The following is a 14,327-nucleotide window of genomic DNA, read 5'->3' as shown; positions in this document are numbered from 1 at the left end:
TTACTTCCAAAAAGTAACTATCCATCATCAATAGAGTCTTTTGAAACTTTGATTAACAAGGCTTTTAGCTAATTAGACCTTGCTCAAAATTCCTCAAAGTAACTGAATTTACATTAAGTAGATCGGTTTAGTGATCTTGAAATAGCCAAAATTCTAGTAGCTATTGATTTCTCCAAAATAAAGTTTTAGCTTAATATTTAGTTCGCTATTCTACCGAACTGTAAAAATAAGGAAGTTACTCTTATGATGACTGAATCTATACTTACCGAAATGCAAGCTTGTAAACAAACATGTATCGAATGTCAAACTATTTGCATTGATACCCTCAAATACTGCAAGAGTCAGGGAGGGAAATATTCAGATATGACTATGATGTCTATGATGCGCGACTGTGCCGAAATGTGCATGATCTGCGTCAATATGATTAATGACGGTTCTGAATTTATGGGAAACACCTGTAGTTTGTGCGCCGAGATCTGCGATCGCACTGCAATAGCTTGCGAAAATATGGGTAGCGATGCAACGATGATGTTTTGTGCCGCTATTTGCCGCAGATGTGCTGAATATTGCAAAACGATGGGGCTAAATTCTGCTTCCTATTTCCGCAGGTCAAGTTTGGTGACGGAAGATACACTATTATCTAGCTGAATTACCCCAGTTCAGGTAGATTGAGTAGTAAAAAAGCACTAATAGCAAGAGCAGGTCTTAGCGAATTGGCAAGGCGATCGCAAATTCAGTTCCTTGACCTGCTTGAGATATGAAATTGAGTCGGCCCCCGTGTTTCTCTTCCACAATTTGACGAGAAATCGATAATCCCATTCCTGTACCCTTACCAACCGCTTTGGTTGTAAAAAGGTAATCAAACATTTTCTGCTGAACTTCTGGCAACATACCAAAACCGTTATCTATAATCCGAATTACAACATACTGATCAATCACGGTTGTTTGAATCCGAATTTGAGGAGTGACGGGTAAAGTTTCTTCTAAAGCATCGATCGCATTCGCAAGAATATTCATAAACACCTGGTTCAGTAGTCCTGGATAACACTCTACGTTAGGTAGCTCCCCGTAGTCCTTAATCACTTCAATTGCAGGACGATTTCCCACAGCTTTCAAGCGATATCCCAAAATGGTTAGTGTACTTTCCAATCCATCATGTACACAGAAGCGCACTTTCGCTGTGGCATCAGAACGTGAGAAATTTCGCAGAGAAATCGAGATCTCTTTAATTCGCTCTGTACTCAATTTCATGGAATTCAGCAGTTTTGCCAAATCTTGTAGTACAAACTCAATATCAACTTCTGTTAGTGTTTGCTCTAACTTCAGTGCTGCTTCAGGATAAGACTGTTGATAAAACTCAATTATTTGCGTTAAATAAGACACATACTCAAACGCTGGCGACAGGTTGCTCACAAGACATCCAATCGGATTATTGAGTTCATGAGCGATACCCGCAACCAGTTGTCCCAAGGCTGACATCTTCTCGCTTTGAACCAGATGCAGATGCGATCGCTGTAAATCCTGCAAGGCTTGAGACAATTCAGCAGTTCGCTCACTCACGCGCTGTTCAAGAATTTCATTTCCCTGCTGTAATTGTGTATTCTTCTCCTCTAAAGTTTTAGTCAGATACCGTAGTTGTAAGTGAACTTTTACCCTAGCAAGAACTTCCTGTTCTTCAAAAGGTTTGGTGATATAATCCACTGCACCTAATGATAGGCCCTTGACTTTGTTATCTGTATCTGCCAGGGCCGTTGTAAAAATAATTGGAATGGTTTGAGTTGATGGATTTGCTTTTAAGCGGATACAAGTTTCAAAACCGTCGATTCCCGGCATTTGCACATCCAACAAAATCAATTCAGGAGATTGCTGCTGAGCAATTTTGATGGCACTGACTCCATCCATCGCCATCCGAACTTTCAGCCCCACCTGTTTGAGTGCTTGAGACAGCACAGACAGATTTGTTGAATTGTCATCTACGATTAAAATAAATCCGGTCGTTGAGTTATCCATAGCCTATAAAATAATTCGTAATTTGTAATTCATAATTCATAATTCATAATTCATAATTCATAATGAATTGTTTCATGAAGATTATGAGTGCATTAAGCTCACAGTTTTCAGCAAATTCTGAGATTTTTTGAGCAAAAGGAATTAGTTGAGTATTTTCCTGAGCCAGTTTTTCGACTATCTCTACAAGTTCATCCAAATTTCCCATTTCAACCAATTGATTTAGGTGTTGCAAAATTTCTATTGGAGGTGCTGTGATAGTTTCTGGATTTAGTTTATTAATGTTAGCTTTTGTAGCTATGTATTGAGTTGTGTTGTTATAAATCCACTCTAATTTGAGGTAACGTTGAATCAACTGAAGTAGGCTCTCAGCCTCAATCGGTTTTGGTAAGAATTCATTCGCACCTGCATCCACACTTTTAAACTGATCCACTTCAAACACACTAGCAGAAGAAGCAATCACAGCCGTATCTTTGAACTGAGATAACTGACGCAGATGTCTGAGCATCTCAAAGCCATCCATGATCGGCATAACTAGATCAGTGATGATTAGGTCAGGATTCACTCTAACAGCTTTATCTAACCCTTCCTGACCATTGATAGCTTCAACCACCTCAAAGCCGATCGGTTCTAGCAAACTGTTTAAAACAGAGCGGTTTTCCCATCGGTCATCGATTACCAGCACTTTACGCATTGCTCCTTGATAACCGATGATCGTGCCCTGGTGAACAACTCTAGAGGAAGTTGCCCAGTCTTGAGCTTCGGGTAATTCCACATCAAACCAAAACGTGCTGCCTTGACCTAGTTCGCTCTGCACCTCTAATGTACTGCCCATAAGTAAAGCAATTCTTTGACTAATTGCCAAGCCTAGACCAGTTCCTTCTGCTTGTGTTTTAGCATTTCCTACTTGTTCAAATGGCAGAAAGATTTTCTCTAACTGCTCTGGTTTCATGCCAACGCCAGTGTCCTGAATCTGGAAGCGGATTTTGTAAAAGTTTTGAGTTGTTTTTTCTAACTGAGAACTTCTAATCGTTTCTACCTTAAACGTGACACTACCTTGATCGGTAAATTTTATGGCATTTCCTAGCAAGTTAATGATCACTTGGCGTAGACGCTTTTCATCAGCCCGAATGCCCGTGGGCAAGTCTGCATCCGGTTGATAAACGAAATTAATTCCTTTTTGCTCGGCACGAATCCGGCAAATTTCGGCAATGGCTTGTAAAAAGGACGGAAAATGGAGATCATTGGCATTTAATTCCATTTTCTGTGCTTCAATTTTAGCGAGGTCGAGAATATCGTTGATTAGCATCAACAGGTGAGAGCCGCATTGGTGAATGATATCAATACCTTTGCGCCCCTTATCGGTCATTAGTTCTGAGCGCTGGAGAATTTGAGCGTAACCAAGAATGCCGTTGAGAGGCGTGCGTAACTCATGGCTCATATTGGCGAGGAACTCGCTCTTGGCTTTACTGGCATTATCTGCCGCTTCTTTGGCATATTTCAGTTCTGCGGTGCGTTGTTCTACCCGGAGTTCAAGTTGTTGATTGGTTTTTTCAAGAGTGGTGAAGGAATCTCGTAACTGCTGTGCCATGCGGTTGAACGATTGGGCAAGCACACCTAGTTCTTTCACGTTTGAGGTTTCAACTTCTTGATCTAACTCTCCCTGGGCGATCGCTTCCGATGCTCGACTCAATCGTAAAATAGGTCGAGCAATCCAGCGAGAGGTGTAGATGCCCAAAACAGTCGCCAGTCCCAATGCACTCAGACACAAGTAAATGGTGTTAAGAGTGTTTGCATTGATTTGCCCCATGAAGTCTGATTCGGGCATGGCGACGACGACTAACCAATCTAGTCCCCATTCGTCTTGCCAGGGAGAAACTTGGACAAACTGGCGCTGTCCATTCAGCATAAACTCTAGCTGTTGGCTAGTTTGAATGGTTTTAAGATCACCAAAGTTCTCAATAAGATAGTTAGATGTCCCTTGAATTAAAGTATCTTTGATTTGAGTACCCTGTAATCGCTGTGGTTTTTGATTAACCACTGAGAACACTGGAGCATCGCTGGAGCTAGCCACCAAAAAGCCAGTGCGTTCTAGGATGAAAACTTTACTTGATTGGCTGACTTGAATTTGACGCAGAAAGTCACTGATTTGTGAAAGGCGCTGTTCTACACCAATACTGCCGATGAGATTCCCTTGCTTGTCGTAAATAGGTCGGCTAGTGGCGATCGCCAAGGGATAGTTATTAGTTTCCCATTGATAAATTTCACTCCATCCTGGTTTACCAGTTTGAATGCCCTTGGCGTACCAGCCTTCCTTCTGAAATTGATAACTTTTGGTGATTTCAAATAGTTTGATTGGCTTACCCTGAGCATTAGTTGTATAGTTGTACAGGTCAGGATTGCCATAGCGATCGGGCAACACCAAACTGATATCTGGATTGCCGTGATCTGGAATTGTGGACTCACGGTAGTATCCAGAAGCAATAAAGTTTCCTGTTTTAGATCCGTAAAGAATATAGCCAACATTATAGGTTTTTACTTGCTTAAATAAGAATTGAACTAAACGGTCTGAATTTTGTGGATTAAGCAATCCCAAGTCGAATTGTTCACCATTAATTTGAGTTAGATAACGAGTCGCTGCTGCATAGCTATCAAGGTGTTGATTGATGCGATGGCTTACTTCAGTCTGCAACTTAGCCGCCAGTTCATTTACTGCTTTTTGCCCGTTTCGTAGAGAAAGGTATCCAGTCAGTCCTACTGCTGCAAAGATCTGTAACATGAACGGAACAACTAAAACAATTCGTAGTGGAACTTGATCAGGGACTTTGGAAACTTTATGAATTGTAGGCTTAAATAGCATGGTAATAAAAATGCTTGAATATAGATATATACGCTATTGTTCCCTTTGATAACCCAAAATTTTTCACTCTGCCAAATGACAGCACAGTTCTTAATTTCTCCCAATCTTGGGCAATCTTAATATCGGCGCACTGTTCTAGAGTTTTTACAAAAGTTTTTAATTATAAACTGACTTGATTAAATGCTTGGCTCAACGCATCAACCAAATTTAAGCGTTCTGCCCAATCTGTTAGGTAAGCATAGTCTAAAGTTTGTTCCTGCAACTTGAGTATCCCCAATACATCGCGCCACTGTTTTTCAGATTGGCTACCCCTTCCCCACAGCAACTTTTGTAAAATCATATCTTCTGGTGAAGCTATCCAGAATGGAGGTATCCCATCTAAATCAGGTAATATCCTACGTGCCATTTGCGATATTGCAAATGGTGAAGTTTCATTAAGATACAGGTCAGCATTAGCGATAGTTTCTGTATGCGTAATGTTCAGCATTCGCTCACTTCCTCGTTTTAAATCTTCAACTGCGCCTGCCGGACAATAATATCCAGCAGCTTCAAGTGTTGTTACTAATAAATCAATTTGGTCAAGTTGGACTTCAATTACCAAATCTAAATCACGAGTTGAGCGAGGTTCACCATGAATGGAACTAGCAACACTACCACTAACGTAGTAAAAAATATTAAGGGACTCAAATAGTTGATGAAGTTCGCCTGCCAGAGTAATGGAATCTTGAATCCACATACTTTCATCAAAACCTTGTGGTTGGAAATTAGGAGTAAATTTTTCTCCTAGCACAGCACGAGAAAATACCCGACGAATATCCTCCAAGGAAGCACCTCGATTTCGAGATTTAATTCCTGCTAGAGATAACTTTTTCAACCCGCGTTCATGGGCCGCAAACATTTTTATGCGCTGAGCGATTGAGAGTTGCCGCAGCCGAGTAAATAGATAAATTTCAGCATTTATATTTGTATCAGTAGCCTGGGGTTGGTAATTTGGTTGTGTAGATATTTGTAATAAGCTCGCTTCACTAGTTCCAGTTTTGAATTTTATTTGTTGCTGTTTGATATTCATAAGCGTGGCTTTAGCCTGGGAAGAAAAAGCGATCGCACCTTAATCTTTAATCAGTGACTTGCCCTCTAGTAGACTTAATCTGTCCTCGCTTACTTTTACTGTCAAGACGTTTTTTTTGAGAACTACGAGTTGGTTTAGTGGGTTTACGTTTTTGGGGCAATATGACTGCGCTTTTGATGAGTTCTTTGAGTCGTTGCAAAGCCTCCTGCCGATTTTTATCTTGGCTTCGGTGTTCTTGAGCTTTGATGACAATAACTCCTTCCTGGGTAAGGCGTCGGTCATTTAGCTTCAAAAGTTGTTCTTTATAGAAAGCAGGTAGTGATGAAGCCTCAATGTTGAACCGTAAGTGAATGGCAGTAGAAACCTTGTTGACATTTTGACCTCCTGCTCCTTGAGAACGAATCGCGCTAATTTCGATTTCGCTATCGGGGATGATGATTTTGTGAGAAATTTGCAACATATTTTATATATAGCTTCTATGTCCCTAAGAGCGCAAAGCCTCGATATTGTCTTACATACCAGGTAGAGTAAAAGATGAAATCGATCAAGATGATAGATTCAATGTTACAAAAAGGCGTCGGGAAAACCCATTCCTTCTAGCGATGAAAGACGTCCCAACGCCGTTGACAGTCAACAGTCAACAGTCAACAGTCAACAGTCAACAGTCAACAGTCAACAGTCAACAGTCAACAGTCAACAGTCAACGTAAAATCCTATCCCCTTTGACGGGTGGGATGAGCTTAATGATGTAACCGATAATACAGTATTTTAAATGGGTAAATAGAGCGAACGCTATCTAGTGGGCGAATATCAAAAGGCAACTTAATAGTAAAAGTGCTACCTTTACCGAATTCACTTTGCACATCTATACTACCGTGGTGTGCCTGGATAATTGCTTGAGCGATCGCTAATCCTAATCCAGAACCGCCAGTGCTACGGGAGCGATGGCTATTCACTCGATAGAAGCGGTCAAAAATTCGAGTTATTTCCTGCTGCGGAATCCCAATGCCTGTATCTTGAATCTGAATAACGGCATAATGGTTACAGCGGTCTAAGCAAACAGTCACTTTTCCTGTTGGTAGCGTGTATTGAATTGCATTGATAATTAAGTTAGAAAACAAGCGATAAAGCTGATCTGCATTACCAATGACATTTAAAGGAGTTGACACCTGTACTGAAGATGTTAGCGTTACACCAGCTGCGATCGCCAACGCTGCAAATTCCTCTATTAAGTCGTTCACAATATCATCTAAACAGCAAATATCTTGTTGCATTGGCACAGATTGACGATCCAGGCGAGTCAGCAGTAATAAATCTGTAACAAGAGTTGTGAGTCGCTGGTTCTGACGTTGTAGAGTTTGCAGAATGTCCCGCGTCTCTATTTCATCTAATTGAGACATCATCAGCGCTGATTCTACTGTCGCTTGTGTTGCTGCTAGAGGTGTCCGTAACTCGTGTGCGGCATCTGCTGTAAATTGTTGGATTTGTCTATATGAGCGATAAATTGGTTGCATTGCTAAAAGAGCTAACCACCAACTAGCAACACCAACCAGAATCATGATGATTGGTAATCCCAATCCTAAAGTGAGTTTCACAGCAACAAGATAACTATTGAAGTCTGCTAGACTTCGCCCTACTTGGATATAACCCCAATCACGATTTTCTTGAGTGTGCAGAACCAAGGAAATCTGATGGTAGAAGTGACCTTTGCTGTCTTTAAGAGTTTGCCAAAGTTCCTTGTTAAAAACTAGGGGTAATCCCTCTGGGTAAGTTCCTGCGATCGCAATCAAGCGTCCATAATTATCGAAAAAACGTACATAATAATTACCTTGATTGATTGCACTTAAAATATGGCGTTTGGAACTTAACTGTTCTTGAATACAGCTAGTACCAACCACACAAATATTGGGTAAAAGTTTCTGTATAACTGGTTCTAATTCACCGGGTTGCTGTAATTTTAGTTCAATACTATCGTGCAAAGTTCCGGCGACAGACTCTAATTCTCGGTCTAATGTCATCCAATGGGTATGGGAGATTGCTCTGTAGATGCCGAATCCACAAAGGCTTAAAATCACAGCCATGACGAGTGCATACCACAGCGCCAAACGCAGACGGGTTTGCTGAAACAGTTTATTTTGATTCATAATCAAACATCGTGGCAGCCATGCAGCTTGAATTCTGTTTGTATGCTAGTAGTCTGTTTCATTGGGCTATTAGATCCCCGACTTCTTTAAGAAGTCGGGGATCTGTCCACTTGCAAGGTAGCCATAGTTCGTAGTGAGCAATTTATCGCTCAAAACAAGGATTATTAGGACTAAAGTCCTTACTACAAACTTTTATTTATTTACGCCTAGCTACTTATCAATGATGAGATTCAGACGATATCCCGTACCATGCAAAGTTTCAATTATATTTTCGCAACCACTATTAGCTAGTTTGCGACGCAGTAAACGCATTTGAGCAGCTACCACATTACTAATAGGTTCTGCACTCACCTCCCAAAGCTGATTGCGAATTTGTTCTGTGGTAACAATTTGGTTTGGGTGCTTCATAAAATATTCTAGTAACTGGAATTCTTTATTAGTCAGAGAAATCTCCTGTTTAGTCCCCGTAGTGTTTTGACTCACAACGATATTATTGCCGTAATCTAGAGTCAGGTTGCCAACAGTTAATTCCTGGGACTGAAATTGGGGCGATCGCCTCTGTAAAGCACGCAATCTTGCTAATAATTCCGCCATACCAAATGGCTTTACCAAGTAGTCATCTGCACCTGCATCTAAACCAGCAACTTTATCTTCCATTCTGTCTTTAGCTGTCAGCATTAAAACAGGCAGAGGACTTTGATGATAGCGTAGTTTTTTGCATAGATCTAAACCTGATATTCCTGGTAGCATCCAATCGAAAATAGCTAGCGTGTATTGTGTCCACTTATTTTCTATATATGCCCATGCATCATTACCATCCAGTACCCAATCAACTAAATATTTATGCTGGGTAAGAGTTCGCTTAATAGCAGCACCTAAATCTGGTTCATCTTCAACTAGTAGGACTCTCATAGAGTTTACCGATTAAAACTAAAACGTCCATCTACTTTTTCACCTTTAACATCAGCAGAAATTTTCACTTGATACTGACCAGATGCCTTTTCACTTAATATAGCTGTGTAGTGTTTATCATTAGCATCATAAGCAAAAGGAATAGTATTTTGTTTGCCATCCGGTAGCTGTACTTGAGCCGTGACTTTAGCATTAGGTACAGTTTCGTGGTTATCACCTGTTTGTAAATATAAATCCATGTGAGTTTGATTAGTTTCTTTCACTGGCACAAACTCTAAATGATATTTTCCTGTTTCCACAACTTGACCACCTTTAGAAGCACCATGCTTGCTATCTGTTTTAGTAGCAGGTACAACTTTCTCGGTTGAGGTAGAAGCAGTTTGAGTATTTTCTGTACTAACTTGATTACTGTTATTACAAGCTGCTAAAAAAAGTAGTGCTATTCCTAGAAAAACTAAATTTAATTTGAATGATTTCATCAATTTATTCCTCACTATAAATAATTAATCTTTGATTAAAAGGTGAATTACCAATCAAATACTGCGCCTACTTTTTTACCATCCTCAATAACTGACTGAGTTTGCTTAGTAGGCATCAAAAACTTACCAAACTGGGCATACAATGCAGGTAACACCAGCAATGTCAAGGCGGTAGAAGTAAACAACCCGCCTAATACTACTACAGCTAGGGGTTGCAAGATTTCTTTACCTGCACCTGTACCAATGACTAAGGGTATCATTCCTAAAGCTGAAGTAAGAGCCGTCATCAAAATGGCGACCAAGCGCTCCGTTGACCCCTCAAAAAGGACTTGGCGTAAAGGCATTCCCTGTGCAATCTTGCCATTGTAGTTGTCTACTAGCAGTAGTCCGTTACGCGTCGCCACACCAAACAGGGTAATGAACCCTACCAAGGAAGCCACAGAGATAATCCCACCCCCTAAAGCAATAGAAAATATGCCTCCTACCAACGCTAGAGGTAAGTTAATCATGATCATCAGCATGGCAGCAACAGATTTGACTGCAAAGTACATTAAGACTGCAATGATGACCATTGCCAATCCGCCAAAGACTAGCAAATTTTGGGTGGCTCGTTGCTCTGATTCAAACTGACCGCCGTATTGGATAAAGTAGCCTGTGGGTAACTGTATTGCTTGGCTGACTTTGTTTTGAATCTCCTCTACAGCCGAGCCTAAATCTCGACCGGAGACATTTGCAGAAACGACAATCAAGCGAGAAACATTTTCCCGGTTAATCGTGTTGGGGCCGGTTCCATAATCAATGCTGGCGACCTGAGCTAAGGGTATTTTTTGACCTGTAGGTGTATCTACCAACAAGTTGCGGATGATGTCTAAATTATTGCGTGATTCTGACTGCAACCAAACCACTAAATCAAATAATTGCTGGTCTTTGAGAACTTGAGATACAACTCGGCCATTAAGCGCGGTTTCTACCATATCGGTGAGATGACCAACAGTTAAGCCATAGCGAGCCGCTGCTTGCCGATTGAATTGAATTTGCACCTGTCTAATAGGAACTTGGGGTTCTAGTTGTAGGTCTACGAGTCCGGTAATTCCGGTCATAGCCGCCTGAACTTCAGAGCCAATATGGCGTAATTCTGCTAAATCAGGGCCAAAAATTTTGACTGCGATCGCACTTCTTACTCCCGATAATACCTCATCCATGCGATGCGAAATAAAGCCGCCAATATTGGGAGCAACTCCAGGAATCTTACCAAACTCCTCCCGCAGCTTCTCAATACTTCCTTCCCGGTCTTTTAATCCTTCCGCACTCAATTCCACATCTAAATGTCCCAAGTTGACCCCCCCTGCATCCGCATCACCAGCCGCACGTCCAGCCCGTAACTGCACCGTCTTAAATCGCTTATCGTCCTTTAGCGCATCCTGTAAGGCGAATCCAACTTGGTTTGTCGCCTCTAGAGAACTCCCTGGATAAAGCAAAACTGTGTTTACTAAGGATGGTTCTTGAAACTCTGGTAAAAATACCCTTCCCAAACTCAGTAAAATTACCACAGAAGCTACTAAGGATGCTCCCGCAACTACCAAAATAATTGTGGGGAAACGGATGGCAAAATTGACAAGAGGTCGATAAATGCGTTGTGATAAAGCACTTACCCAGGTATCATCGGCGGGTAATTGACGATTTGCAAGTAATATCGCACAAAGTGCCGGAGATAAAGTCATCGCCACTAATGTAGAAGCAAAAATTGATATCAAGTAGGCAACACCCATTGGCGCAAATATCCGACCTTCCACACCTGTAAGCATGAAAATTGGTGCAAAGACAACAGCAATAATCACCGTTGAAAAAATCACACTAACTCTGACTTCTACAGAAGTATCATAAACAACCTTAAAGGGATGCACCGGATTGCTTGCTACTTGGTTCTTCCGCAAACCCCGATAACAGTTTTCCATATCCACAATTGAGTCATCCACCACTGAACCAATGGCGACAGCTAGTCCCCCTAGTGTCATAGTGTTGATACCTTGACCGAACAAGCCCAGAATCATCATGCCAATTAAGACTGATAAGGGAATGGCGCTGAGGGTAATAATTGCGGTGCGCCAGTTCATCAAAAACATCAACAGAATAATGGAAACGATGATAATGCCATCGCGCAGAGAACTAGTAACATTTTCAATAGCAGCTTCGATAAAGCTTTCTTGCCGGAATGTTTCTGTGACTTTGACATCTTTAGGTAAGCCAGCTTTGACTTCTTCCATAGCCTTTTCCACGGCTTTAGTAACTGTGGGAGTATCATTCTGTGGCTGCTTGTTGACCATTACCACAATTGCTGGCTGACCATCCAAACTGCCATCGCCACGTTTTAAGCCGGCTCCAATACGGACATCTGCCACATCTTGCAGTAGTATGGGTGTTCCGTTGCGTGCCATTATTGCAGATTTCCCTAGTTGCTCAATTGATTCGATGCGCCCCAAGCCACGGATAATTAGTTCTTGGTCTGGATTGACCAAAAAGCCACCCGCAGCGTTGACGTTAGCTCCTCTAGTTGCAGATGTGACTTCATCTAAAGTGACATTGAAAGCTTTTAATTTTGCTGGGTCAAGCAATATTTGATACTGGCGAATGTCACCACCATAAGCAATTACTTGGGAAATGCCTGGTACAGCTAGCAATCTATTGGTAACATCCCGGTCAACTAAGCGCCGCACTTCCATGAGTGAGGTTGTTTCAGCAGTGAAGGCGTATTGTAGGACTGTGCCAATAGGGGAAGAAATGGGCGAAATTTGGGGATTTTCCACACCTTCTGGCAATTTTTGCTGTACCTGCTGTAATCGTTCTGTGACTAGTTGACGGGCTTGATAAACATCAGTCCCCCATTTGAAGATCACTTTGACGACGGAAATGCTGACAGCAGAGGAGGAACGTACTGTTTCTACTCCTGGTGTACCATTCACCGCGCTTTCAATTGGCAAGGTAATTAGTGTTTCTACTTCTTCTGGTGCTAGTCCTGGGGCTTCTGTTTGAATCTCAACTTGAGGGGGAGCGAAGTCAGGAAAGACATCTAGTGGCATTTGGGTGAGGTTATATGTACCCCAAATTGTGACTACTATTGCGAGTAGTACGACTATCCAGCGTTGAATTATTGACCACTTGAGGATGGCATTGAGCATATTTGATTTAAACGCAGAGGTACGCGGAGGGAAGCGCAGAGGTGCGCGGAGGTTTATTGAGGGGGGGTTGGGGATTGGGAGTTGTGATCAATAATTGGTGTTTCTGGTACTGGCGTTAGACGGGATTGAGTGCGGCGACTAGCCCAGTAAGTACCTGTGATAAAGGCTACAGTTGCTAGTGCTGTTCCTCCCCCAAGTCCAACCCACCAAGGTAATGAGGAGTTAGAAGTTGCTTTTTTCTCTTCTACTGTGCTGCTGTGCTGCTCCTCTGCTTTTCCCCCACTTCGCAGAGATTGGGCGTAAAGTTGCGGTGCGCGTTGGGTGACAATCATATCTCCCTCGAATAAGCCTGTCTTGACCTCAACCATGTCATCAGAGGTTTGACCTAATGTGACTTCAACTGGTTGGTAAGAATTGCCATTTTGGATATAGACAACTTTTTTATTATTAGCTTCTACTACAGCCGCGTTGGGAATAGCCAAGATAGCTGATGAGGTTTGGTTTGTTAAAACTTCTAACTCTGCAAACATTCCTGGTTTCAGTACACCACCAAGATTATCTATTGCGGCTTTCACAGGTACAACCCGCGTCTCGCCTGCTACTACAGAATTAATTACCGCAATTCGTCCGGTGAAAGTGCGATTTGGGACAGAAGCAACTTTGACGCTAACTCGTTGACCTGTTTTAACTTTGTCTAAATCTTTTTCATATATGTTTGCTGTGGCAAATACCTGATTGTTGTTGACAATCGTCATCAGCTTACCACCTGCATCCTCAAAGGTTTGACCAAGGGTAACTTCCCGATCAGCAACTTTGCCAGAAATTGGAGCTGTTATTGTCACCAGTCCTTTGGCATTGCCACGGATTCCTAGTTGTTGCAGCCGAGTTTCATAAGTGCTGTTACTGAGATTGATCCGAGATTTTGCTACTTCAACAGATGCCTGAGCGCGTTTAAGTTGATTTTCAGCCTCAATAACCTCTCGACGGCTATTGGCTTTGGTAAGTTCAGCTTTGGCTTGAGCTAGCTGGGTTTGCGATTCGAGAGCATTACGCCTTGGTAATGCACCTTGGGCAACTAATTCTTGATCTTTGTCATACTTTTCTTGAGCATAAGCCACTTGACTTTGGGCTTGGGCAATTTCAGAGTCGGCTATTTGTTGGTAGCGATCGCGGTTTTGTTGCGCTAACTTTAAATCAGCTAAGGCTTGTTGCAAATCAGCCTGACTTTGAGCCAGTTTTTCTTGGGAGTTAACCCGCAGTTCTACCAAATCAAGACTAGATACCACAGCAACGGGTTGACTTTGTTTAACTAATGCACCAGGTTCTACCAATAACTCAACCACTTTCGCCCCTGTAATTGGTGTGGTTACTTCTACTTGATTGCTAGGTAGAGTTTCAATTTGTCCTGTGGTTTTAATACCAATAGCTAAACGCTGGCTTTTAACTGGCTCAACTTTAATTCCTAACCGTTGGGCAGTTTGAGTGTCAACTTGAATGGAACTAGTTGCTGGAGTGGCTTCAGTTTCTCCTTGAAATTCATTTCCGTGTCCGCTGTGGGCTAAAACTACTACGGGACTTATCAATAACAGCAAGCTCACAAGTGTACTAGAAACACAATGCATGGTTACATTTGGTTGGAAACGCGCAGAGTCGGGCATCGCTATCAGAAATCCTGGAGTA

Annotated in this window: 11 protein-coding genes; 2 read left to right on the top strand and 9 right to left on the bottom strand. The window is 41.9% G+C overall.

The annotated features are described in order from the left end of the window. Window positions 1-243 precede the first annotated feature (243 nt). A complete protein-coding gene (locus tag FNW02_RS02945) occupies window positions 244-648 on the top strand; it encodes a four-helix bundle copper-binding protein (protein ID WP_191756106.1) in 405 nt (134 codons plus the stop codon). Window positions 649-705: 57 nt separating this feature from the next. Here the strand turns inward: FNW02_RS02945 and FNW02_RS02940 are convergent, their stop codons facing one another. The 4 genes from FNW02_RS02940 to arfB all read right to left on the bottom strand — a co-directional run bounded on the left by FNW02_RS02940 (window position 706) and on the right by arfB (window position 6,396). Beyond that, window positions 706-2,010: a hybrid sensor histidine kinase/response regulator gene (locus FNW02_RS02940; RefSeq protein ID WP_191756105.1), complete on the bottom strand. Its 1,305-nt coding sequence runs from the start codon at window positions 2,008-2,010 to the stop codon at window positions 706-708. Between the two features lie 43 nt (window positions 2,011-2,053). Further along, entirely contained in the window at window positions 2,054-4,867 is a 2,814-nt protein-coding gene (locus FNW02_RS02935; protein ID WP_191756104.1) for a hybrid sensor histidine kinase/response regulator, read from the bottom strand. A 160-nt stretch (window positions 4,868-5,027) separates the two neighbouring features. Continuing rightward, a complete protein-coding gene (locus FNW02_RS02930) occupies window positions 5,028-5,936 on the bottom strand; it encodes a hypothetical protein (protein ID WP_225225387.1) in 909 nt (302 codons plus the stop codon). Window positions 5,937-5,982: 46 nt separating this feature from the next. Next, window positions 5,983-6,396, bottom strand: a complete 414-nt coding sequence (gene arfB / locus FNW02_RS02925; RefSeq protein ID WP_191756103.1) for an alternative ribosome rescue aminoacyl-tRNA hydrolase ArfB — start codon at window positions 6,394-6,396, stop codon at window positions 5,983-5,985. Window positions 6,397-6,442: 46 nt separating this feature from the next. On the opposite strand from arfB, the gene FNW02_RS38335 reads away from it, so the two are divergent. Continuing rightward, entirely contained in the window at window positions 6,443-6,688 is a 246-nt protein-coding gene (locus FNW02_RS38335; RefSeq protein ID WP_225225386.1) for a hypothetical protein, read from the top strand. Here FNW02_RS38335 and rppB read toward each other — a convergent pair. The 5 genes from rppB to FNW02_RS02895 form a co-directional block, all read right to left on the bottom strand. Next, a complete protein-coding gene (gene rppB / locus FNW02_RS02915; RefSeq protein ID WP_191756101.1) occupies window positions 6,677-8,080 on the bottom strand; it encodes a two-component system sensor histidine kinase RppB in 1,404 nt (467 codons plus the stop codon). The two genes, FNW02_RS38335 and rppB, sit on opposite strands and share 12 nt — an antisense overlap. 210 nt (window positions 8,081-8,290) lie before the next feature. Then, entirely contained in the window at window positions 8,291-8,992 is a 702-nt protein-coding gene (gene rppA, locus FNW02_RS02910; RefSeq protein WP_191756100.1) for a two-component system response regulator RppA, read from the bottom strand. 5 nt (window positions 8,993-8,997) lie between these two features. Further along, entirely contained in the window at window positions 8,998-9,471 is a 474-nt protein-coding gene (locus FNW02_RS02905) for a hypothetical protein (protein WP_191756099.1), read from the bottom strand. 47 nt (window positions 9,472-9,518) lie between these two features. Next, the gene (locus FNW02_RS02900) at window positions 9,519-12,647 is read right to left on the bottom strand and encodes an efflux RND transporter permease subunit (RefSeq protein WP_191756098.1); all 3,129 of its coding nucleotides are present in this window, start codon (window positions 12,645-12,647) and stop codon (window positions 9,519-9,521) included. A gap of 53 nt (window positions 12,648-12,700) precedes the next feature. Further along, window positions 12,701-14,305 carry an efflux RND transporter periplasmic adaptor subunit gene (locus FNW02_RS02895; RefSeq protein WP_191756097.1) on the bottom strand — a complete coding sequence of 535 codons (1,605 nt, stop codon included), beginning with the start codon at window positions 14,303-14,305 and terminating at the stop codon, window positions 12,701-12,703. Between the last annotated feature and the right edge of the window lie 22 nt (window positions 14,306-14,327).

The sequence above is a fragment of the Komarekiella delphini-convector SJRDD-AB1 genome (genome assembly GCF_014831675.1).
Taxonomy (GTDB): domain Bacteria; phylum Cyanobacteriota; class Cyanobacteriia; order Cyanobacteriales; family Nostocaceae; genus Komarekiella.
Note: the sequence above shows the minus strand (reverse complement) of the source record. Positions and strands in the feature narration are given on the sequence as shown.

What these genes read in the sequence shown, in the direction of transcription:
- FNW02_RS02945 (WP_191756106.1), top strand. Translation starts at nt 244, where the DNA reads ATGATGACTGAATCTATACTTACCGAAATGCAAGCTTGTAAACAAACA.
- FNW02_RS02940 (WP_191756105.1), bottom strand. Translation starts at nt 2,010, where the DNA reads ATGGATAACTCAACGACCGGATTTATTTTAATCGTAGATGACAATTCA.
- FNW02_RS02935 (WP_191756104.1), bottom strand. Translation starts at nt 4,867, where the DNA reads ATGCTATTTAAGCCTACAATTCATAAAGTTTCCAAAGTCCCTGATCAA.
- FNW02_RS02930 (WP_225225387.1), bottom strand. Translation starts at nt 5,936, where the DNA reads ATGAATATCAAACAGCAACAAATAAAATTCAAAACTGGAACTAGTGAA.
- arfB (WP_191756103.1), bottom strand. Translation starts at nt 6,396, where the DNA reads ATGTTGCAAATTTCTCACAAAATCATCATCCCCGATAGCGAAATCGAA.
- rppB (WP_191756101.1), bottom strand. Translation starts at nt 8,080, where the DNA reads ATGAATCAAAATAAACTGTTTCAGCAAACCCGTCTGCGTTTGGCGCTG.
- rppA (WP_191756100.1), bottom strand. Translation starts at nt 8,992, where the DNA reads ATGAGAGTCCTACTAGTTGAAGATGAACCAGATTTAGGTGCTGCTATT.
- FNW02_RS02905 (WP_191756099.1), bottom strand. Translation starts at nt 9,471, where the DNA reads ATGAAATCATTCAAATTAAATTTAGTTTTTCTAGGAATAGCACTACTT.
- FNW02_RS02900 (WP_191756098.1), bottom strand. Translation starts at nt 12,647, where the DNA reads ATGCTCAATGCCATCCTCAAGTGGTCAATAATTCAACGCTGGATAGTC.
- FNW02_RS02895 (WP_191756097.1), bottom strand. Translation starts at nt 14,305, where the DNA reads ATGCCCGACTCTGCGCGTTTCCAACCAAATGTAACCATGCATTGTGTT.